Here is a 20,081-nt window from a genome sequence, read left to right on the forward strand (position 1 = left end):
CTCCAGCATCGGGAAGCATGAGGTTGCGGTCTACGGCAGAAGCGGCATCGCGTTCATAAGCGCACGTTATATATTCGGCGCATGGCCGACCAGGATGAGGGCGAGCTCGCCGTGCAGGCGTTCCGCGTGATGCGCGCGATCGCCGAGACCGGGTCCATCACGGCGGCCGCGGCATCGCTCGGCTACAGCCAGCCCGCCGTCAGCCAGCAGGTGCGCCGGATCGAGAGCCGTGTCGGGATGCCGGTGGTCGAGCGCGTCGGGCGTCGGGTGCGCCTCACGGAGGCCGGCGCCGTGCTCGCCAGGCACGCGGATGCGGTCGCGCGCTCCATCGACGCGGCCTCCGACGAGCTCGCACAGCTGCGCGGGCTCGCCTCGGGCCGCGTGCGGCTGACCGGGTTCCCCTCGGCCTCGCCCACGCTCGTGCCGCGGGTGCTCGCCGCGCTCTCGGACAAGGCGCCGGGACTCGCGGTGACCTACGTCGAGGCGGAACCGCCCGAGGCGATGGCCGCGGTGCGCGAGGATCGCGCGGACATCGCGCTCACGTTCAGCTACCCGGGCGACGAGAACGATCCGCACGGCGAGAGCGCGCGCGGGCTCGTGGTGCGCACGCTCGGCGCGGACCGCATGTTCGTCGTCGTTCCCGACGGCCATGACCTCGTCGGCGCCTCCGTCGTCCAGCTGGGCGAGCTCGCCGACGCATCCTGGATCGCGGGCTGCCCGCGGTGTCGAGGCCACCTTCTCGAGCTCTGCGCCCGTGCGGGGTTCACGCCGCGTATCGCGTTCGAGACCGACAACATCGTCGCGGTGGAGAACCTCGTGGCCCGGGGCACGGGGGTGGCGACGCTTCCCGGACTCGCCCTCGATTCCTTCCCGCTGCTGCCGGGCGTGCGGGCGGTGCCGCTGCCGCCGGGGGAGCAGCGCACTCTGCACGTGGTGACGGCGGTAGACGCGCACCGCGTGCCCGCGCTCCGGCTCGCGCTGGCGGCAGTCGGCGAGGCCGCGCAGGCCGCGGGAGTGGGCCGCGGCACGGCGGGGCGACGCGGGTAGGCTGGGAGCCTATGGTTTCCGCACCCGATCCCCGCACCACGACCGCAACCGGCTCCGACATCCGGGTGCGGTTCTGCCCCTCGCCCACGGGCCTGCCGCACGTCGGCCTCATCCGCACCGCGCTGTTCAACTGGGCGTACGCCCGGCACAACGGCGGCAAGCTCGTCTTCCGCATCGAAGACACGGATGCGGCCCGTGACAGCGAGGAGAGCTACCAGCAGCTGCTCGAGGCGCTGCGCTGGCTCGAGATCGACTGGGACGAGGGCGTCGAGGTCGGCGGTCCCCACGCGCCGTACCGGCAGTCGCAGCGGCACGAGCTGTACCGCGAGGTGCTCGACAAGCTGGTCGCCGCGGGCGTCGCGTACGAGAGCTACTCGACGGCCGAGGAGATCGACGCGCGCAACGAGGCGAACGGCCGCGCCAAGCAGCTCGGCTACGACAACTACGACCGCACGCTCACCGAGGAGCAGAAGGCCGCCTTCCGCGCCGAGGGTCGCGAGCCCGCGTACCGCCTGCGTGTGCCGGACGAGGACCTCACCTACATCGACCTCATCCGCGGCGAGGTGACCTTCCCGGCGGGTTCGTTCCCCGACTTCGTCATCGTGCGTGCGGGCGGCGTGCCGCTGTACACGTTCGTGAACCCCGTCGACGACGCGCTCATGGGCATCACGCACGTTATCCGCGGCGAGGACCTCATGCCCTCGACCGCGCGTCAGCTCTCTCTCTACCGTGCGCTCATCGAGGCGGGTGTGACCGACTTCGTCCCGCGCTTCGGGCACATGCCGCTGGTGCTGGGGGAGGAGGGCAACAAGAAGCTCTCCAAGCGCGACCCGAAGGCAGACCTCTTCCTGCAGCGCGAGAAGGGTTTCATCCACGAGGGTCTGCTCAATTACCTCTCGCTCCTCGGCTGGTCGCTGGCGCCCGACCGCGACGTGTTCTCGCTGGAAGAGCTCGTCGAAGCCTTCGACATCGCCGATGTGAACCCCAACCCGGCCCGCTTCGACCAGAAGAAGGCCGAGTCCATCAACGGCGATCACATCCGGATGCTGGCGCCCGAAGACTTCGCGACCCGCATCCTGCCGTACCTGCGCGACGCGGGCATCATCGGCGACACCCTCGACGATCGCGAGCGGGCGCTCATCGCCGCCGCGGCCCCGCTGGTGCAGGAGCGCGTGCAGCTGCTGGGCGACGTGCCGGGCCTCCTTGGCTTCCTCTTCCGCGACGAGGTGGAGTACGCCGACGACGCCCTCGGGTCGCTGCCGGCCAACGCGGGCGAAGTGCTCGTCGCCTCGGTGAACGCGCTCGAGCTCGTGCCGCACGCGGAGTTCACGGCAGCATCCGTGCAGGAGGCGCTGCAGAAGGCGTTGATCGAGGAGCTGGGCCTCAAGCCCCGCGTCGCCTACGGTCCGCTCCGGGTGGCTGTCAGCGGTCGTCGGGTGTCGCCGCCGCTGTTCGAGTCGATGGAGCTGCTCGGTAAGAGCGAGAGCATCCGCCGTCTCGACGCCCTGGTGCAGAAGATCGGCTGACGCGACCGCTCATCCTGCGGTGCAGGAGTAGAGGGTCGCGCCCGCGGGAGCATCTGCAACGAGGGTGCAGGCGGATGTCACCCATGCGCTGATGTCCTTCGTGGCGGTCGATGCGGCGCGGGTGCTTCCTGCTCCTGCTCCCGGTGCGCCGGAGCCGAGCACGTAGGTGACCTCGCCGTCGGCGACCATCTGCTGGAACGCGGCCAGGGTCGGCACATCGTCGCTGCCGTCGAATCCGCCGATGGGCAGCACCGAACCTCCGTGCGAGCCGAGGATGAGCTGCGCCGCCGACTGCGCGCCGAACGTGGCGACGAGGTACTTCGCGTCGCCCTGACGCTCCGTGAGGTAGAGCAGCAGTGCCGCGTTAGAGCTCGCCCCGCCCGCCGCGCCCGTGGGGGGCATGCCGCCGCGAGCACCGGTCTGCGCGCCGCCGTCCGGCGCATGCGGTCGTGCGCCGACCGCCGATCCGCCGAACGTCGCGCCGCCGGGCCGGGAGCCGCCGAAACCACCGCCACCACCCGGCATCTGAGAGACGCCCGCGGCCGTGGGATTGATCGAGCTCGGCGCGCCGATCGTCAGCACCGACCAGGCCGCCGGCGTCAGCAGGAGGGCGATCACCGCCGCCACGGCGGTCACGGAGCGCAGCGCCTGCGCCCGCCGTTCGAGAACCAGAAGCAGAATCGCGACCGCGGCGATCGCGGCCTGTACCCAGGCGAGGACCGGGCTCGGTTCGGGGTACATCGCCGCGATCATGACGGCTGTGATCGCCGCGACGGCCACGAGCAGGACCTGCGGCCAGAGCAGGCGTCGTGAGCGCGCGACGGCGAACGCCGCGGCCACGAGGAGGGCGACGGGAATCGCGAGCGCGGACGTGTAGAACTGGTGCATACCGGCGACGACGGAGAACATCGCGACTTCGGTCGCGAACCAGCCGCCGAGGAACACGACGGTTGCGGGGCGCCACCGCAGGATGAACAGGACGACGATCGCCGCGACGGTCGCGGGGAGCAGCCACGGGATCTGGCCGGCGAGCTCGGTGTTGAACAGACGCAGGGGGCCGGGGTCGCCCGCGAAGGCCGGCGTGAACGAGCGGTAGGCGTCGGAGTCGGCCGTGGCGCTGAAGCGTCCGAGCCCGTTGTAGCCGAACACCATCTCCCAAGGGTTGTTGCCGTTCGTGCCGCCGACGTAGGGCCGATCGGATGCCGGAACGAGCCAGACGACGGCGACCCAGGTCAGCGACACCACGAGAGTCACGGCCCCCGCGAGGAGGGTGTGCCAGATGCGACGCCACCACGGCTGACGCGTGCACAGGTACGCCGCCGCGAGAGCGGGCCAGACTGCACACGCTTCGAGCATGTAGGTCTGGAAGGCGACGCCGATCAGTGCTCCGGCGAGGAGATACCAGCCGAGGCTGCGCTGCTGGATGGCCCGGACGGCGGCCCACGCCACCAGCGCGAGCGCGAGCACGAAGAATGCCTGCGGCTGATTGGATCGCGCCACCGCGACGAGGATCGGCGTGGTGGCCACCACGGCGGCGGCGAGCAGACCGCCCGTCGTCCCGACCAGGCGACGGGCGGTGAAGGCGGTCACGGCGGCCGCCGCGGTGGCGGCGATGGCGTTCGGAAGGATGACGGCCGCCGGTGAGAATCCGAACACGCGCACGGCGAGGGCGGGGATCCAGAAGGAGCCGGGGATCTTGTCGAGAGAGACGGTGCCGGCGGGATCGAAGGCGCCGAAGAAGAGGTTCGACCAGCTCTTGCTCATCGACATCGCGACGGCGCCGTAGTAGTCGCTCATCGAGGCGGACACCTGCCATCCGGTCAAGACGGCGGCAGCGATCACGATCAGTACGAGTCCCACGGGCCACGCGGCACGGGCCCGCCACGAACGGGCAGGGGGAGCGGAGACAGCGGTCATGGCAGGACCGTACGAGTCCCGGTGAGGGATTCTGGATGAGCCGTCGATGGCGTCGCCGTGAGCGTGCCCCGGTTTGGGATTGCCGCGGGCGTGGGCTAAGCTCTTCTCTTGGCGCTACTTCGGTAGAAGCCGGTGGGGTATGGTGTAATTGGCAACACGGCTGATTCTGGTTCAGTTGTTCTTGGTTCGAGTCCAGGTACCCCAGCCAGATAGTTCTTATTCGAACCATGCGAACAAGCGAACTGCTTGAGAGCCTGATTACCTCCTTCGACGGTCATGTCGGGGGAGGTTTCAGTTTCGGATGTGGCTGCCCGGGGGAGAGCCTGGTGGATGGCCGCGTTGGCCTCGTTGCGTTCACCTTCCAGGTCAAGCTTGTCTTCGACGTAGACCAGAAGCCGGTCGAAGAACGTCAGAATGAGGTCGCGGCGAGCATTGTTGGGTGCTTCACGGTAGAACGTCCCGGGCGTCGCAGCAGGTCAAGGAAGGCGGTCGCCTTCTCCGCCCCGTAGGTCAAGCGTTGCTCGGTGCGCTCCAGCTCCTCGGTGATCGCCCCCGCTGCAGACGGGTAGCCTCCAGTTCTTACTGACTACTGCGACGCTGGCATTGCCAGCTGCGTTGAACGACGTCAAGAGGTCGCAGCTTTCGACGCGTATTCGCTTGGGGGCGGACTCACGCGGGCCTTGTGCGTCGTACGCGACTGACCGAGGGCAGTTTCTCCAGGGTCCGGTCGATGAAAACTCAGCCGGTCTCGGATCGAGACATCGCTGATCGATGAACTGTGTGAATCGTCTTGGCGCGTCGAGGCGGTGGTCCGCGACGGGGATCGATTAGTTCGACGTATCGCGCGGGGGCGGCACCAACTTCCCGTCGCGATCGAGCAAGCGGATTCTGCAACCCTCCGGCAGCTCCGTCAACTGTTCAGGCGGCACCGTCGAGAACCCTTCTCCCGGCCCCACTGTCGTCCAATCCGAAAGGTCCTCGGCCTGCGAGTTGGCAAGCGTCGTCAGATTATCGAGGACGTCAGGCAGGTCATACAGGTTTGAAATGACGGTGGTGCCGTAACGCGCCGGTGCGCGGGTGAGGCTTGCGATGGCGGCTGCGTCGCGGTCTGTAACGACGGCGTGGCAGTACGGAATGGCGATGCTGAGTGCATCGATGTCTCGAAGCATGTTCCAGGTCCACTCGCGGGCAGGGTTGCGGAAGATCTCTCGTTTCATATCAGCGGCGATGACCAGCGTGGGTATGAGTTCGCTGAACTGCACCATTCGCGCTCGCGACTGCGCTTCGGTTCCGTACACGACGGCGCTGAGCGGGAGCTTGTACTCGTTCAGGATCGTCGTGAGTGTCTCGCCACACTCGTGCGTGAGTTCACGGGCGAGCAGCTTGATGCGGAGCAGTTCCCGTGATTTCGTGGTCGCCGCCTGCGACGTGAAGCTCTGCTCCCACTCGAGTCGATTGCCTTGTGCGGTCTCGTAGTCCCGAGGCATCACATATCCGTCCTTAATGAGGTCTGGGAGCGCAGCATTCGCGGGGCCCGCCATCAGCTCGAACTCACAGAACTGGTTGAGGCGGCGGAGCCAGTTCCTGCTGACGGACCGCAGCGGCGCGTCATCCGCGTCTACGACGGTCATGAAGCCCTCTACGCCCCGGAAGGCCCAGTGCACACCGATGCCGAGTACACGCGGCGGCGGAGGTAGGAAGGTGGGCCGGCCGACCATTTCGTGCAAGCCGACGAGCAGCTGGTGCCGAACGAGGTCGGGGCGATGCCTAATCGTCCTTCCCATCGCGATCGGCGCCATCACCCGCGAAATGCTCTTTCGCTGCGCAGGATCGAGGATGCGCCCGGTCTCCTCGTAATGAGTAGCGGAGAGAGGAAACGCGACGCCCTTCGCTGCCGCTGACTTGATTCGCTCGAGCAGGCCGAGGTCAGCGGGATCGAGCGGGCTCCCGGTGTTAGCTTTCGCGAGGCGAATCCACACCCATTGATCGAGGTACACCGAAGGGCGAACCGTCTTGAGACGCAGGTCCGGCTGTTGTTGAGACATGGGAGCTGTGAGTCTATCGACGCGCTCGAGCGCGATGACCCGGAAGTAGCTCAGCCGCCACGCGATGATGGGTTCATACCTAACAGGATCGTCGCGCCAGCTCTGCCGCGAACGGCGTATGTGCTCGGGGCTTCTCTCGGGCTGTCTCATTGCATATGCCCATCACGGATGAACTGGGGCAGCTTTCCGTTGGTGATGTCGAATGGAGAACGTCTATTGGCTTGGCTGACGCTCGTTCACAGCCGCGCATCCGCTCCTCGTCGGGCAGCGGTGTAGAGGATCCCCTCAGACATCATCCGCCGCTTCCGATGAAGAGGGCTCACGATGAGTGAGCACGAACGCGCCGGCTACTTCGCTTTCGGGTGCGTCCGACGCGTGTGCCGTCTGTCGCGCCGGAGTCGAGGCCGGGTTTCCGCTAACTTGGGCACATGGGACATGGGGATGAGATCAGCGTGCGCGACCTCCAACCCCCAACTTCGACCTTCGCGCTCACCGCTGCTCAAGCGGAGCATGGGCCTCGCCTTGCCCCTCGGAAGGTCATTCAGACCTACGACCCCGATGAATGGGAGATCTTTATCGAGGAGTGGGCGACGGGCTTAGCTCCCGGGTACATCCGAGTCCAGCGCTTCGGCGGATCGGGCGACCGTGGCGTTGACGTCGCCGGCTTCAAGACTGATCGAGGCTTCGAGGGGGACTGGGACTGCTTCCAGGGGAAGCACTACGACAAGAGCCTGACACCGTCGATCGCCTGGCCGGAGATGCTCAAGGTCTTCCTCCTTCCGGTACGCACCCCTCTTTACACGCTGCCATCCAGCTACAGCTTCATCGCTCCTCGCGGACTAGGTACCGGTCTGGCGCACCTGATCTCCACCCCCACGGAACTTCGCGCGAAGTTCCTGGAGCAGGTCGAGTCCAGCACGGCCAAGCCGTTCAAAGAACTCGACGACGACACCCGAAACGCCGTCTATCTTCTCGCAAGCGTGACCGACTTCTCGATCTTCGACTCAGTTGAAGTCCTAGCCTTACTCGATCAGCACAAGGCAACGCCATACTTCGCAGCTCGATTCGGTGGTGGACTCCCCTCTCGCCCAGCGTCCGATAACCCGCCGCAAGAGGTCGGTCCCGAGGAGCTCGTGTACTTGACCAAGCTTGTTGATGCATACCGGGAGCGATACGTGAGTGTCGACAGCGTTGCTTCCGCGGGGCTGCACAACAAGGCCGGGGCGCACCTCCAGAGACAGCGAGAGAGTTTCTTCCGCGCGGAAGCGCTCCGTACCTTCGCCCGTGACCGGGTGCTTCCCAACACGTTCGAAGGTCTCCAGAACGAGCTGTTCGACGCGATTGTTGAGACAGTCGAGGCCGATCACGCCGATGGGTTGGAGCGTCTGCGCCGCACGCTCGAGCAAGCGGTCAACGCGCAGCTGAGCGCCAACGCCCTCATTCAAGTCACGGAGCCGGCCGATCGGCGGGGGATCTGTCACCAGCTCGCTAACGATGACCGCCTCACCTGGGTCGCCGACAAATGACGCAGTTGCTGAATAGCCCGCTCGAGATCGGCATTCGTGTCGTCGCACTGCTCACCGCCCTGTATCCGGAGCGAGCTGACCTCGCCCGAATCGTGCTGCTCGACCACGTTGTGCTCCACAGTGGTGACTTCGCGGGGGCGAAGAGCCTCCACCCGGAGATCCCGGGGCGTGTCGGTGAGCTGGGCGTGAAACGTGAACTCATTCGCGAGGGCATTACCCTCATGGGTGCACGGGGGCTCGTCGTCCGCGACCTGACGACAGCAGGCATCTATTACAGCGCCGGCGAGGATGCTCGTCCGTTCCTTGCTGCCATGGACGCGGTCTACCTCGCTCGCTTGCGCGCGCGGTGCGCGTGGGCGGCGTCAACGTTCGGCACTCTTGACGACGACGAGATTAGGGTACGGCTCGGTGCCGTGCTTGGAAGCTGGGCCGAGGAGTTTGAACAGTTGAGCGGGCAGGATCACCATGGTTAGTCGACTCCACCTCGTTCATCTCACTGCCGTCGGCAAGAACGTGCCTCCGGCGACTATCGAGTTCGGCGACCGCCTCACCGTGATCCACGGTGCATCGGACACTGGCAAGTCGCACGTATTCGACCTTCTAAACTACTCGTTCGGTCTCGCTCAGACGATCGAGCTTCCGGACGAGGCCAAGGGCTACCAGTACGTGCACCTTGGCGTTCGAACCGCGGACGGCACAGTCATCACGCTCGTTCGTGATCTGACCGGAGGGAATGTCGGGCTTGTTGAAGAAGACCTTCGCGAGCTCCTGACTGAGCCCGCTCCGGAGTACTTGGTCCCGAAGCATGTGTCGAGCGATCCGCGGAGCGTTTCACGCGTTCTCCTCTCGCTCACAGACCTCGATGAGTGGGTGGTTAGAAAGAGCCAGCACAACGACACGCGCCCGTTGCAGTGGAGAGATGTCATCCGCCTCGCCGCGGTCGATGAGGAGACGATTCTCACCAAGCGCTCTCCCATCGAGTCTGGGCAATACTCCGATCGCCCAGTCGAGGCGGCGATCTTCCGCATGTTCATCGAGGGTCACGATGATTCCGGATTGACGCCGATTCCCAAGGCAACCGAGTTGAAGAAGATCTCGGCGAACAAGCTCGAAGTACTGGATCAGGTTATCGCGGCACTTGAGCAAGAGCTTGCTGCGTCTTCGTCGGTTGATCAGCTTCGTGATCAACTTGGGCGGCTTAACGAATCTCTCATCTCCGCCAGCAGAGCGCTTAATGACGTGAGTTCTGAACGCGACGCGCTCGTGCTGCGCCGCGCAGCCAACACAGAAATGTTGGCCAGTTTCGTGGAACGCCAAGACGAACTTGGGAGTCTCGAGGCGCGATTTGGCCTGCTCCGCACTCAGTACGAATCTGACCTCTCGCGGCTCGAGATGTTGGCTCAGGCCTCAGACGTGCTCGCAGTCGAGACGGACGGAACCTGCCCCTTCTGTGGCGCGGAACCCGCACATCAGCACTGGCCGGAATCCCCGCTCGCTTCGGATGAACCGGCGACCTTCGCCGCCGCTATCGCGTCCGAGCGAGACAAGGTCCTGTCTCTACGGGAGAACCTTGACGAGACGATCAGCTCCATCCGGAGCGAGCGCCGAGAAGTCACGGTGCACGCTAAGAAGGTCTCGGACGCAAACCTGCAACTCACCAGCCAGATTCGTCGACTGGACACCGAGATCAAGACGCCAGGTGGCGATATGACACCACTTCTTGAGACTCGGTCTCGCGTGGAGCGGGAGATAGACAATCACAACCGTCTTCTGGACCTCCTTGCACTACGCAACGCTACCGCTCAAGTCGAGAAGCCAAAGACGTCAACCGAGGTGCCGATCGTTTCGGCTGACTTGCATCAGTTCGATGTGATCGCACAGGAAATACTCCGACAGTGGTCCTTCTCGGCGGACAGCACTGTGCACTATTCCACTAGTGAGCGCGACCTGGTCGTCGACCAACGCGTCCGCCGGGTACGAGGCAAGGGCGTGCGCTCGATCCTCCACGCGCTCTTCAATGTGGCGCTCGCGGAATACTGCCTCCGCCGCGACTACAGGCATCCGGGGTTTGTCATTCTCGACTCGCCGATTGTCACATATCGACAGCCTGGAGATCCGGAGCTGACCGGAGAAGATGAAACGATCGGTACGAACGTCGTCGACGCGTTCTACGCCTATCTCCAGAATCAGTTCAGTGGCCAAGCGCTGATCCTTGAGAACAAATCGCCGGTCTCACCGTTGCCCGAAGGAAGCCGCGAGTACTTCTTTGGTGGCACGGCGACGAAGAGCGAACGGATGGGGTTCTACCCGCCGCGCAACTAGGCGCCGGACATCTGCGCCAGAGCGGAGCGCCGGGGCTCTTGCTTTCGGCGGTTGATGTCACGCTCAGTGAGCCTCCCCGTCGCCCGCGCGCCGCCCGTTAGGCTGGCCAGGTGGCTGGCGTGAGGATGCGGACCGGGGGAGCGCGATGAGCTCGCCCGCTGTCGGCGCCCGCGCGGCAGACGGCGTCTTCGACGGGCTCCGCGAAGAGATCGTCACCGGGCGTCTCGCGGTGGGTGAGCGGCTTCCCTCCGAAGCCGCTCTCGCCGAGCGCTACGGCGTGAGCCGTCCGAGCGTCCGCGAGGCCATCCGCTCGCTCCAGACTCTCGGCCTCACCCGCACCCGAACGGGCAGCGGCACCTACGTGGTGTCGGACCGTCCCGCCCTCTCTCTCGGCTACGGCGATTTCTCGCCCCGCGACCTCAGCGAGGCGCGACCGCACATCGAGGTGCCCGCGGCCGGCCTCGCCGCCGAGCGACGCACCGACGAACAGCGCACGGAGCTCGTCGCGCTCTGCGACCGCATGGATGCCACCACCGACCCGGAGGAGTGGGTTGAGCTCGACTCGCGCTTCCACGTGCTCGTGGCCGAGGCATCCGGAAACGCGGTGTTCGCCCGCGCGGTCGGCGACATCCGCGACGCCCTCAGCCACCAGTCGGGCGTCGTGAACCTCATCGCGGATCGTCGTGAGCCTTCTTCCCGCGAGCACCGGGCGATCGCCGAGGCGATCGGTATCGGATCGGCCATCGAGGCACGCGAGGCCATGCGCGCGCACCTCGGCGCGGTCGAACGCGTCGTCAGCCCGCTGTCGGAACCAGCTTCTCGGGACTGAGCGCCGCAACCAGCGCGTCGGCATCCAGGAGCCCGCGCTCGAGGACGATCTCGGGCACCGAACGCCCCGAGCGCAGCGCCTCACCGGCCACCTCGGTCGCCGCGCGGTAGCCGATCAACGGGTTGAGGGCAGTGGCGAGCCCGATCGAGTCGGTCACGCGGGCGGCCATCACCTCCGGACGGGCCTGGATGCCACTCACGCACCGCTCGGCGAGCAGCCGGCACGCGGCGGTCAGGTGCGCGATGCTCTGCGACAGCGCGCGCACGATGACCGGCTCGAATGCATTCAACTGCAGCTGACCCGCCTCGGCGGCGAGGGTGACGGCGAGATCGTCGGCGATGACGGTGTACGCGACCTGGGTGACCACCTCGGGGATGACCGGATTCACCTTGCCCGGCATGATGCTCGATCCCGCCTGCAGCGCCGGCAGGGTGATCTCGCCGAGACCGGCGCGGGGCCCCGACGACAGAAGGCGCAGATCGTTGCACGTCTTGGAGAGCTTCACGGCGATGCGCTTCAGCATCCCCGACAGGTGGACGAAGGCGCCCGGATCCTGCGTGGCCTCGACGAGGTCGGCGGCGGGAACGAAAGGGCGACCCGTGAGCTCGGCGAGGTGCCTGACGGCCAGTGGGCCGTAGCCGGCGGGCGCGTTCAGGCCGGTGCCGATCGCCGTCGCGCCGAGGTTCACCTCGAGCAGTAGCCGCGCGGACTCCTGCAGTCTCTTGCGGTCCTCATCGAGCATGACCGCGAACGCGCCGAACTCCTGGCCGAGGGTCATCGGCACCGCATCCTGCAACTGCGTACGACCGATCTTGACGAAACCGGCGAACTCGGCGGCCTTCGCGGCGAAGGCGTCGTGCAGCACGCCCATCGCCGTATCCAATCCGTCCACCCCCTCGACGAGCGCGACGTCGATCGCCGTCGGATAGGCGTCGTTCGTGGACTGGCTCAGGTTGACGTGGTCGTTCGGGTGCAGGTGGGTGTACTCGCCCTTGGTATGCCCGAGGATCTCCAGGGCCCGGTTGGCGATGACCTCGTTCGCGTTCATGTTCGTCGACGTGCCCGCGCCGCCCTGGATGACGTCGACGACGAACTGGTCCGCGAGCGCGCCGTCCCGTATCTCCCGGCAGGCCGTCGCGATCGCGTCTGCGCGCACCGGGTCGAGCAGGCCGAGGTCCCGGTTCGCGAGGGCTGCGGCCTCCTTCACGAACGCAAGCCCCCGAAGCAGGAACGGATACGTGCCGATCGGCACACCGGTGACGGGGAAGTTGTCGCGGGCGCGGGCCGTGTGGACGCCCCAGTAGGCGTCGTCAGGGATCTCGGCAGGGCCGAGGAGGTCGTGCTCGGTGCGCATCGTCGTCATGTCGCTCTCTTCCTTGAGGTGGACGAACGGCGCCAACCTATCAGACAGATTCGACATTCTCACGGCCTGGACTTGACGGAATCGCCTCTCGGGGTGTTCAGTGGTCCCCGACCTGTCAGGCAGATACCACCTCCTCTTCCTCGCGGCGACGGAGCCGGCGAGATCAGAAAGCGAGAACCCATGACAACGGAGTCGAGTACCTCACAGACGGAGGCCGCGCTGCTGCGTACAGCCTCGATCGCCCAGGCCGAAGGCGCGGGCTTCCACAAGGGTCTGCGCCCGCGACAGATTCAGATGATCGCCATCGGCGGCGCGATCGGAACGGGTCTGTTCATGGGCGCCGGCGGCCGACTCGCGACGGCGGGACCGGCCCTCGTGCTCGTCTACGCGGTCTGCGCCGTGTTCGCCTTCCTCGTGATGCGCGCGCTCGGAGAGCTGATCGTCCACCGCCCCTCGACCGGCTCCTTCGTGTCGTATGCCCGAGAGTTCTACGGCGAGAAGATGGCGTTCGCTGCGGGGTGGATGTACTGGCTCAACTGGGCGATGACCTCGGTCGCCGACGTCACCGCCGTCGCGCTCTACATGAACTTCTTCAAGCAGTACGTCCCCGCGCTCGTCGGCATCCCGCAGTGGGTGTTCGCGCTCGTCGCGCTCGTGCTCGTGCTCACGATGAACCTGCTCTCGGTGAAGGTCTTCGGCGAGCTCGAGTTCTGGTTCGCGATCATCAAGGTCGCCGCCCTCGTCACCTTCCTCGTCGTCGGCATCTTCTTCGTCGTCACCGGCACTCCCGTCGCGGGGACCACCCCCGGCTTCCACCTGATCGTCGACAACGGGGGAGTCTTCCCGAACGGTATCCTCCCCGCCCTCATCGTGGTGCAGGGCGTCGTGTTCGCCTACGCGTCGATCGAACTCGTCGGAACCGCTGCGGGCGAGACCGAGAACGCACGCAAGATCATGCCGAAGGCGATCCGCGCGGTCGTCTTCCGCCTCGCGGTCTTCTACGTCGGGTCGGTCCTGCTGTTCGCCCTCCTCCTGCCGTTCTCGAGCTACAAGTCCGGTGAGAGCCCCTTCGTGACCTTCTTCGGGTCGATCGGAGTACAGGGCGCCGACGTCATCATGAATCTCGTCGTGTTGACGGCGGTGGTCTCCTCCCTCAACGCCGGCCTGTACTCCACGGGGCGCATCCTCCACTCGATGGCGGTCACGGGCTCCGCGCCGGCACCGCTCATGCGGATGAACCGGGTGGGCGTGCCCTACATGGGCATCGCGGTCACCGCCGCCGTCACGGCCCTCGGCGTCGTGCTCAACGCGCTCGTCCCCTCGCAGGCGTTCGAGATCGCGCTGAACGTCTCCGCCCTCGGCATCATCAGCGCCTGGGCGGTCATCATCCTCTGCCAGATCAAGCTCCAGCGACTGGCTCGATCCGGCGTGATGGAACGCCCGTCGTTCCGGATGCCGGGAGCCCCCTACACCGGCTGGGTGACCCTCGTGTTCCTCGCCGCGGTCATCGTCCTCATGGCGCTCGACTTCCCGATCGGCACCTTCACGGTCGGTTCGCTCATCGTGATCGTGCCCGCTCTCATCGGCGGCTGGTTCCTGCTGCGCGACCGCATCAGGATGCTGGCCGCCGAGCAGACCGGCACGATCGCCGCACTGCAGCGCGCGGACGAGGGCGACGCGTGAGCGAAGGTCACCTCGTCGTCATCGCGACCGGCGGTACCATCGCCAGCCGCCGGTCGCCCGACGGATCGAGCGCTCCCGTCCTCGCCGGAAGCGCTCTGCTCCACGGCCTCGCCGACGGTGACGACGTCCGTGTCGTCGACGCGTTGGCGGCCGACTCGGCGACCTTCACGCTCGCCGACATGCAGCACATCGTCGACCAGGTCTCCCGCGTCGTCGACGACGAGGGCGTGCGCGGAGTGCTCGTCCTGCACGGGACGGACTCGCTCGAGGAGACCTCATTGCTGGCCGCGATTCAGGTCGGACGGCCACGGGTTCCCGTGGTCTTCACCGGTGCCCAGTTCACGGTCGACCACCCGGACTCGGACGGGCCCGACAACATCCGCGACGCCCTGGCTGCGACCCGCGCCGCGGACGCCGGCGTCTGGGTGGCGTTCGGAGGCCGCATCTTCTCGACGTGGGGTCTGTCGAAGCTCACCACCGACCGCGCCGATGCCTTCGGTCACGCGCGACAAGACGCCGCGGTCGTTCCCCACCTGCCTGGTGACGTGTCACGACTGCGGGTCGACGTCGTCGCGCTGCCTCCCGGCGCCGACGACCTGCACGTGCGCGCCAGTCTCGCGGCGGGAGCCGACGGACTCGTCCTCGAGGCTCTCGGGTCGGGGAACACCACGCCCACGGTCGTCGACGCCGTCCGCGATGCGGTGACGGACGGCATTCCGGTCATCGTCTCGAGTCGTGTCCCGAGGGGTCTTCTCGCCCCCTCGTACGGCGGTGGCGGCGGCGGTGCCGACCTTGCCGAGGTGGGGGCCCTGCACTCACCGACCCTGCGTCCGGGGCAGGCCCGCATCCTGCTGGCGGCGCTGCTGTCGACCGGAGCCGACCGCGACCTGATCGCTGCCGCCGTGGCGGGGCGTGCGCCGGTTCAGCCTTTGGGTGCCAGCACTGCTTCCAGCATCTGAAGACGCTGCGCCGGCGACCCAGTCAGCTCCACCACCCGTGTCCGGCCGACGATGTCGGGGTCGTCGACCAGTTCGAGCAGGACGTCGTTCATCGCCTCACGCAGCGCGAGATGCTCTTCGGCCGACACATGGATCTCATCCGCAGCGGTGAGGGGAAGCACGATCAGGAGATCCACGGCACGCATCGCCTCCGTGGTGCGTGCGAGAGCGCGCCGCAGCACATCCGCATCCGCAGCCCGCCCGGTGAGATCCGCGAGCGCGAGAAGGTACGCGAGGAAATCCATGGGGCCACGCTCGGCGATGACATCAGCGGCCAGGCTGTCCTCGGTGAGCCGTTCTGCCGTGATCCGAAGCTGCGCGGCGAACATGGCCGCGCGTGGGGCGTCGTCCGCCTCGTCCATCGACTCGAACGGGTCTGTCAGCACGGTGAAGTGCGGATACCGCGCGGTGAAGTCCGAGATGAGGGTGCTCTTGCCACTGGCATGAGCGCCGGACACGATGATGCGCACGAGTCGAAGCTATCTCGCGCCAGGCACCTACCGGAACGCCGGGCACCGGGCAAGACGCGTGAAAGGACGCGGGGCGGCGGTGATGATGTCCAGGTGAGCGAGAACACACGTGATGCCCTTGTCCGCGAGTTGGACCTTCGTAAGGAGGCCTTCCGGGCTGCGACGGGGAACACCGAAGCCGAGAGAGCCGTCTGGGAGGCGGCTGCGAAGCTGCCCGACTGGTTCATCGTCAACCGGGGGACACCCGAACAGCCGATGCCCGGCGGATTCCAGTTCGACGGGGTCGGCACACTCATCGGGATCTACAGCACCGCGGAGCGCGCGGCGGATGTGGGAGGCATGGATGCCACGCTGCTCGCCGTTCCGCTGCCGCAGGCGCTCGCCTGGCTGGCATCCTTCGCGCAGAGCGGCGTCGCCGGAGTAGTGCTGGATTCGCCAGGACCGTGGACGTCGCTGTCGAACCTGCGCTTCTTCCGGCAGTGGATTCCGCAAGAGCGTGAGGCAGCGGACGCGGTGGTCATCGCTCCGCGGGTGCAGGCCGCGGCCGACGCCCACCGGGCGGGTCAGAACGACGAGACCTATGCCGCGGTCGTCCAAGAGATCGCGGATGCCGAGCTGTTGCTCGTTCTCGATCCGACCGGCGACGGCGCCGCCCCCGCCAGCATCGTCAACGGTCGCGGCGAGCGGATCCTCTTGGCCTTCACCGACGTGGAACGGGTTGACGCGATCTACGCAGGAAAGCAGATCACCGTGGTCCCACGATCCGGGAGAGAGGTCCTGCGGCTCATCGGCGACGCGTTCGATGTGCTGGTGGTGGCACCCGCAGCATCCGTCCTCGATCGCGCTGACTCCCGAGTGGATCGGCGACGACGTCAGCTGACAACCCGTCGGTCACCTGTATGAGTGCCGTTCGCCTTCACGGGCCTCGCCGTCGCAGAGACGGCTCCGGCGGTGTGGCGTCGATCAAGGGGTCGACGAGTGGGTGTGTCGCCGCTCGGACAGCTCCCGCTCCACCGACCGCAGCAGATCTGTCGCCTCCGCGAGGCGGTCGGCCTCCGCGGGAAGGTCGGACAGCAGCTTGGTCCACGCGCCTCGGACTCGGAGCAGGTTCTCATGGGCCCTGGCGGTCGCGGTCACACGAACCGTGCGCCGGTCGAGCGGATCGGGGTCCCTGCGGACGAGTCCTTTGCGCTCCAACTCCCGCAGCGCGGCGCTGGCGTTGCTGCTCTTCAGCGACAGGTCGGCGGCGAACTCCGACGAGGTGATGCCGGGGCGACGGTCGATGTGCTGCATGGCCAACGCCTCGAGCGGCGTCAGGGGGATGGCGTCCGAGGCTTCCGACGTCCGTGCGTGGATCTTCCGCGCCACGCTCAAGACGACGTCGGCGAGATCGGCGAGCGCGTCCTCCCTGCTCGCACCGCCGCCGATGGATCCGACGGCCTCCACACCGGGCCCCGTTTCTGCGGTCATCGTCAGAATCCCTTCGTCATTATGCTATTGTCACATAGCTATGCAAACATAGCGAAGGGTGGAAGGGCTCACATGACGGCTATGAAGGAACAGACGGGCACGGAAACCGTGCGAACGGTGGCCCCTCGATCTGCGGTGGGCGTGCCGCTGCTGCTCACGCTCGCTCTGCTCTCCGCCGTCGCCCCGTTCGCCACCGACCTGTATCTCTCTGCTTTCCCGGCGATGACCGTCGACCTGGGGGCCACGGCGACCGGCGTGCAGCTCTCTCTCACGGCGTTCCTGATCGGCGCGGGCGTCGGGCAGCTCGTCTTCGGGCCGCTCTCGGATCGGGTGGGGCGCTTCCCGCCGCTGCTCGTGGGACTGCTCCTCTACGTCCTCGCGAGTGCTGCCGCCGCGCTGGCCCCGACGATCACCCTCCTCGTCCTGGCGCGTCTCGTACAAGGACTCGCCGGGGCGGCGGGAATGGTCATCGGACGCGCGATCATCGCCGATCTCGCGCGGGGGACCGAGGCTGCCCGCGCGATGGCGGTCATGATGCTCGTCGGCGGCATCGCGCCGATCGTCGCACCCTTCGCCGGCAGTGTGCTCGCTGCGCCGCTCGGGTGGCGGGGGCTGCTCGGGATCGTGGCTGCCCTCGGTGCGATCGCCGTGCCGCTCGTGCTGCTCTTCGTGCGGGAGACGCGCCCTCGGGATGCACGCCACGTCTCGCGATCGGATGCGTCCATCCCGACGGTGCGGCTGCTCTCACGCCGCTACCTCGGCTACGCCGCCGCCTACGCGTTCGCATTCGCGACGATGATGGCCTACATCTCGGCGTCTCCCTTCGTGTATCAGACGATGATGGGCTTCGACGAGATTCAGTACGGCCTCGCGTTCGCGGCCAATGCCCTCGCCTTGACGGTCTCCAGCATCGTGGGCAGCCGCCTCACCCACCGCATCCCCCTCACGCGATTGCTGGGCGTCGGTCTGCTTTGGAACCTCGGTGCCATCGCGGTCCTGCTGGCGCTGGTGCTGGCGGGCGTCCCCGCGATCTGGCTCGCCGTTCCGATCCTCGCCGCCGTCAGCTCGCTCGGCCTCGTGATGGGTAACGCGACGGCCCTCGCGCTCGAAGCCGCACGCGGACGTGCAGGCTCCGGGTCGGCCTGGCTCGGCTTCCTCCAGTTCACCCTCGCCGGCCTCGTCTCGCCGCTCGTCGGTGTCGGCGGCGAGGAGAGCGCCCTGCCGCTCGCGCTGACCATGCTCGCGGCCTCCCTGGTGGCGAACGCCGCGTTCCTCATCGCGCAGCGGGCGACCCCACGGGAGCAGCGGTGATGCTGTGACGACGGCTCGGCTGCGGGTCCCGTCGGCGGCCGCATCCGCCAGGTGACACCCCGGAGCGGTCCCACCCGCATCCGTTCCGTCACTCTCCGCGGCTGCTCAATCCCCGCCTCCGATACGTCGCGGGAGGGCAGCCGTGCGCGCGCGCGAACGCGCGGCTGAAGGAGGCGGAATCGGCGTAGCCGAGGCGTCGGGCGACCTGTGTCGCGTGCGCGCCCTCACGGAGCAGTCGCCGTGCCCAGGCCATTCGCATGCGCGAGCGCCAGGACGGCAGGTTCGTCCCTGTCAGCGCGTCGATCGCGCCGCGCAGATCTGCCGGCTCGATACCCATCCGGGCTGCGAGCTGCTCGGTCGATGCGTCGTTCGAGGGCTCGTGGGAGAGCTCATCGAGCAGCGCGTAGGTGGCACGGATCACATCACTGTGCGTGGTACCCGCCTCCTGCAGTCCGAGCGCTGCCTCGAGCGTGCGCCGAGCGTCGCCGCCATGGTGCGGAGTGACCCCGGTGTACGCCCACGCCGCCAGGCGGAGAAGCGGTGCCGTGGCGGACTCGTCCACGCGCGCGATGATGCCGCCCGTCATGGGGAGACCGCCCGGCATGGGGAGACCGCCCGGCAGCCATCCGAGTGGGATGACCGCGGACCCTTCGTGCGTGCGGTACTTCACCGTGCGGCCCGCGGGCAGACACACGATGTCGCCGGCGGTGAGTACCACGGTCTCCGCGTCGATCGTGAGCTCGGCTCCGCCTGCGGCAACCCAGCAGACCACGTGATACCCGTTCCGCTGGGGGCCGAGCGCGTCCGTGCAGACAGGGACGTTCTCGCGGGGCGACGGGGCGGGATCGAGCAGCCGGCTCGGGGAAAACCCCCATTCACGCCGGAAGGCGCGAGCGAAAGCCTGCGGAGTCGTGTAGGCGGTCGCTGCCAGTCCCGCCGAGACTCGACCGGTGCGGCGGACCTGCTCGGCGGCTGCGGCGAGCGTGCGTCGTGCACGCCATCGCGCGGGCGTCCATCCCGTCTCCGACCGGAATCCTCGGGTCACGGCGCTTTCGCTGAGGCCATGGTCGCCGGCGACCCGAGTGAGCGTGGCTGCGGTATCCGCGAGGAGGGCTTCGGCGACGCGGCGCAGCTCGCTCGATCGCGGCATGCGCGGTGGTGCGAGATCGATGATCGGCTGGTCGAGAGCCCGTAGCAGCGCGGATGCCGGGACGCCGTCGCCATGGAGGAGCCCCAGGCTCCGAGTGAAGAGCGAGAGGAGCAGTCGTCGCCCTGTGGAGGTGAGAGGGACAGTGAAGGGATGTGCCGGCCCCGCTGCCGCGTTGTGCGCGCGTACGGGCAAGATGCACGCACCTTCCGTCCCGCGGACCGTTGCGCGCTCGTTGCCGGGGAGCCACAGCGCCTCACCGGCGACGAGCGTGAGGTGAGACGCGGCGGTCGCAATGTGCGCGCTTCCGGTTACGGCCCACACCACGACGGGCGCACCTGCGTCGAGCACGGTTCGCGTCGGGCCGGACGGAAGGACATTTGGATCGAAGGGGAGGAGGGAGGACAAGAATCTGCCGATCTGGGTT

At 67.3% G+C, this 20,081-nt stretch carries 16 protein-coding genes and 1 tRNA gene; 11 read left to right on the forward strand and 6 right to left on the reverse strand.

The window, feature by feature from the left end:
* Positions 1-81 precede the first annotated feature (81 nt).
* A complete protein-coding gene (locus QE374_RS00220; RefSeq protein WP_309731177.1) occupies positions 82-1,047 on the forward strand; it encodes a LysR substrate-binding domain-containing protein in 966 nt (321 codons plus the stop codon).
* Positions 1,048-1,058: 11 nt separating this feature from the next.
* A complete protein-coding gene (gene gltX / locus QE374_RS00225; protein WP_309731179.1) occupies positions 1,059-2,573 on the forward strand; it encodes a glutamate--tRNA ligase in 1,515 nt (504 codons plus the stop codon).
* A gap of 9 nt (positions 2,574-2,582) precedes the next feature.
* Here the strand turns inward: gltX and QE374_RS00230 are convergent, their stop codons facing one another.
* Entirely contained in the window at positions 2,583-4,490 is a 1,908-nt protein-coding gene (locus tag QE374_RS00230) for a glycosyltransferase family 39 protein (RefSeq protein ID WP_309731180.1), read from the reverse strand.
* Between the two features lie 133 nt (positions 4,491-4,623).
* Here QE374_RS00230 and QE374_RS00235 point away from each other — a divergent pair.
* Positions 4,624-4,698: transfer RNA gene (locus QE374_RS00235), tRNA-Gln, on the forward strand.
* A 619-nt stretch (positions 4,699-5,317) separates the two neighbouring features.
* On the opposite strand, the gene QE374_RS00240 is transcribed toward QE374_RS00235, so the two are convergent.
* The gene (locus tag QE374_RS00240) at positions 5,318-6,535 is read right to left on the reverse strand and encodes a hypothetical protein (RefSeq protein ID WP_309731182.1); all 1,218 of its coding nucleotides are present in this window, start codon (positions 6,533-6,535) and stop codon (positions 5,318-5,320) included.
* 428 nt (positions 6,536-6,963) lie between these two features.
* Between QE374_RS00240 and QE374_RS00245 the strand changes: the two genes are divergently transcribed.
* The 4 genes from QE374_RS00245 (at position 6,964) to QE374_RS00260 (ending at position 11,212) form a co-directional block, all read left to right on the forward strand.
* A complete protein-coding gene (locus tag QE374_RS00245; protein ID WP_309731185.1) occupies positions 6,964-8,061 on the forward strand; it encodes an ABC-three component system protein in 1,098 nt (365 codons plus the stop codon).
* Positions 8,058-8,534 carry an ABC-three component system middle component 2 gene (locus QE374_RS00250; protein ID WP_309731187.1) on the forward strand — a complete coding sequence of 159 codons (477 nt, stop codon included), beginning with the start codon at positions 8,058-8,060 and terminating at the stop codon, positions 8,532-8,534. The genes QE374_RS00245 and QE374_RS00250 overlap by 4 nt, the downstream gene beginning before the upstream one ends.
* On the forward strand, positions 8,527-10,383 hold the full coding sequence (locus tag QE374_RS00255; RefSeq protein WP_309731189.1) for a hypothetical protein: 1,857 nt from the start codon (positions 8,527-8,529) through the stop codon (positions 10,381-10,383). The genes QE374_RS00250 and QE374_RS00255 overlap by 8 nt, the downstream gene beginning before the upstream one ends.
* Positions 10,384-10,528: 145 nt before the next feature.
* The gene (locus QE374_RS00260) at positions 10,529-11,212 is read left to right on the forward strand and encodes a FadR/GntR family transcriptional regulator (RefSeq protein ID WP_309731191.1); all 684 of its coding nucleotides are present in this window, start codon (positions 10,529-10,531) and stop codon (positions 11,210-11,212) included.
* Here QE374_RS00260 and QE374_RS00265 read toward each other — a convergent pair.
* Positions 11,178-12,575 (reverse strand): aspartate ammonia-lyase, encoded by a 1,398-nt coding sequence (locus QE374_RS00265; RefSeq protein WP_309731192.1) that lies wholly within the window; start codon positions 12,573-12,575, stop codon positions 11,178-11,180. The genes QE374_RS00260 and QE374_RS00265 overlap by 35 nt on opposite strands.
* 180 nt (positions 12,576-12,755) lie before the next feature.
* On the opposite strand from QE374_RS00265, the gene QE374_RS00270 reads away from it, so the two are divergent.
* Both QE374_RS00270 and QE374_RS00275 read left to right on the forward strand, forming a co-directional pair.
* Positions 12,756-14,258, forward strand: coding sequence for an amino acid permease (locus tag QE374_RS00270; RefSeq protein ID WP_309731193.1), 1,503 nt, complete (start codon positions 12,756-12,758; stop codon positions 14,256-14,258).
* Complete coding sequence (locus QE374_RS00275) at positions 14,255-15,217, forward strand: asparaginase domain-containing protein (protein WP_309731195.1); 963 nt, start codon at positions 14,255-14,257, stop codon at positions 15,215-15,217. The genes QE374_RS00270 and QE374_RS00275 overlap by 4 nt, the downstream gene beginning before the upstream one ends.
* Here the strand turns inward: QE374_RS00275 and QE374_RS00280 are convergent.
* The gene (locus QE374_RS00280; RefSeq protein WP_309731197.1) at positions 15,181-15,726 is read right to left on the reverse strand and encodes an AAA family ATPase; all 546 of its coding nucleotides are present in this window, start codon (positions 15,724-15,726) and stop codon (positions 15,181-15,183) included. The genes QE374_RS00275 and QE374_RS00280 overlap by 37 nt on opposite strands.
* A gap of 93 nt (positions 15,727-15,819) precedes the next feature.
* Here QE374_RS00280 and QE374_RS00285 point away from each other — a divergent pair, with 93 nt between their 5' ends.
* Positions 15,820-16,629: an SseB family protein gene (locus QE374_RS00285; RefSeq protein WP_309731198.1), complete on the forward strand. Its 810-nt coding sequence runs from the start codon at positions 15,820-15,822 to the stop codon at positions 16,627-16,629.
* A 60-nt stretch (positions 16,630-16,689) separates the two neighbouring features.
* Here the strand turns inward: QE374_RS00285 and QE374_RS00290 are convergent, their stop codons facing one another.
* Positions 16,690-17,196 carry a winged helix DNA-binding protein gene (locus QE374_RS00290; RefSeq protein WP_309731200.1) on the reverse strand — a complete coding sequence of 169 codons (507 nt, stop codon included), beginning with the start codon at positions 17,194-17,196 and terminating at the stop codon, positions 16,690-16,692.
* 117 nt (positions 17,197-17,313) lie between these two features.
* Between QE374_RS00290 and QE374_RS00295 the strand changes: the two genes are divergently transcribed.
* Positions 17,314-18,507, forward strand: a complete 1,194-nt coding sequence (locus QE374_RS00295) for a multidrug effflux MFS transporter (RefSeq protein WP_309731203.1) — start codon at positions 17,314-17,316, stop codon at positions 18,505-18,507.
* Between the two features lie 88 nt (positions 18,508-18,595).
* Here the strand turns inward: QE374_RS00295 and QE374_RS00300 are convergent, their stop codons facing one another.
* Positions 18,596-19,849, reverse strand: a complete 1,254-nt coding sequence (locus QE374_RS00300; RefSeq protein ID WP_309731205.1) for a helix-turn-helix domain-containing protein — start codon at positions 19,847-19,849, stop codon at positions 18,596-18,598.
* Positions 19,850-20,081 lie beyond the last annotated feature (232 nt).

This window comes from Microbacterium sp. SORGH_AS_0428 (assembly GCF_031453615.1).
Classification (GTDB): Bacteria; Actinomycetota; Actinomycetes; order Actinomycetales; family Microbacteriaceae; genus Microbacterium.

What these genes read in the sequence shown, in the direction of transcription:
- QE374_RS00220 (WP_309731177.1), top strand. Translation starts at nt 82, where the DNA reads ATGGCCGACCAGGATGAGGGCGAGCTCGCCGTGCAGGCGTTCCGCGTG.
- gltX (WP_309731179.1), top strand. Translation starts at nt 1,059, where the DNA reads ATGGTTTCCGCACCCGATCCCCGCACCACGACCGCAACCGGCTCCGAC.
- QE374_RS00230 (WP_309731180.1), bottom strand. Translation starts at nt 4,490, where the DNA reads ATGACCGCTGTCTCCGCTCCCCCTGCCCGTTCGTGGCGGGCCCGTGCC.
- QE374_RS00240 (WP_309731182.1), bottom strand. Translation starts at nt 6,535, where the DNA reads ATGTCTCAACAACAGCCGGACCTGCGTCTCAAGACGGTTCGCCCTTCG.
- QE374_RS00245 (WP_309731185.1), top strand. Translation starts at nt 6,964, where the DNA reads ATGGGACATGGGGATGAGATCAGCGTGCGCGACCTCCAACCCCCAACT.
- QE374_RS00250 (WP_309731187.1), top strand. Translation starts at nt 8,058, where the DNA reads ATGACGCAGTTGCTGAATAGCCCGCTCGAGATCGGCATTCGTGTCGTC.
- QE374_RS00255 (WP_309731189.1), top strand. Translation starts at nt 8,527, where the DNA reads ATGGTTAGTCGACTCCACCTCGTTCATCTCACTGCCGTCGGCAAGAAC.
- QE374_RS00260 (WP_309731191.1), top strand. Translation starts at nt 10,529, where the DNA reads ATGAGCTCGCCCGCTGTCGGCGCCCGCGCGGCAGACGGCGTCTTCGAC.
- QE374_RS00265 (WP_309731192.1), bottom strand. Translation starts at nt 12,575, where the DNA reads ATGACGACGATGCGCACCGAGCACGACCTCCTCGGCCCTGCCGAGATC.
- QE374_RS00270 (WP_309731193.1), top strand. Translation starts at nt 12,756, where the DNA reads ATGACAACGGAGTCGAGTACCTCACAGACGGAGGCCGCGCTGCTGCGT.
- QE374_RS00290 (WP_309731200.1), bottom strand. Translation starts at nt 17,196, where the DNA reads ATGACCGCAGAAACGGGGCCCGGTGTGGAGGCCGTCGGATCCATCGGC.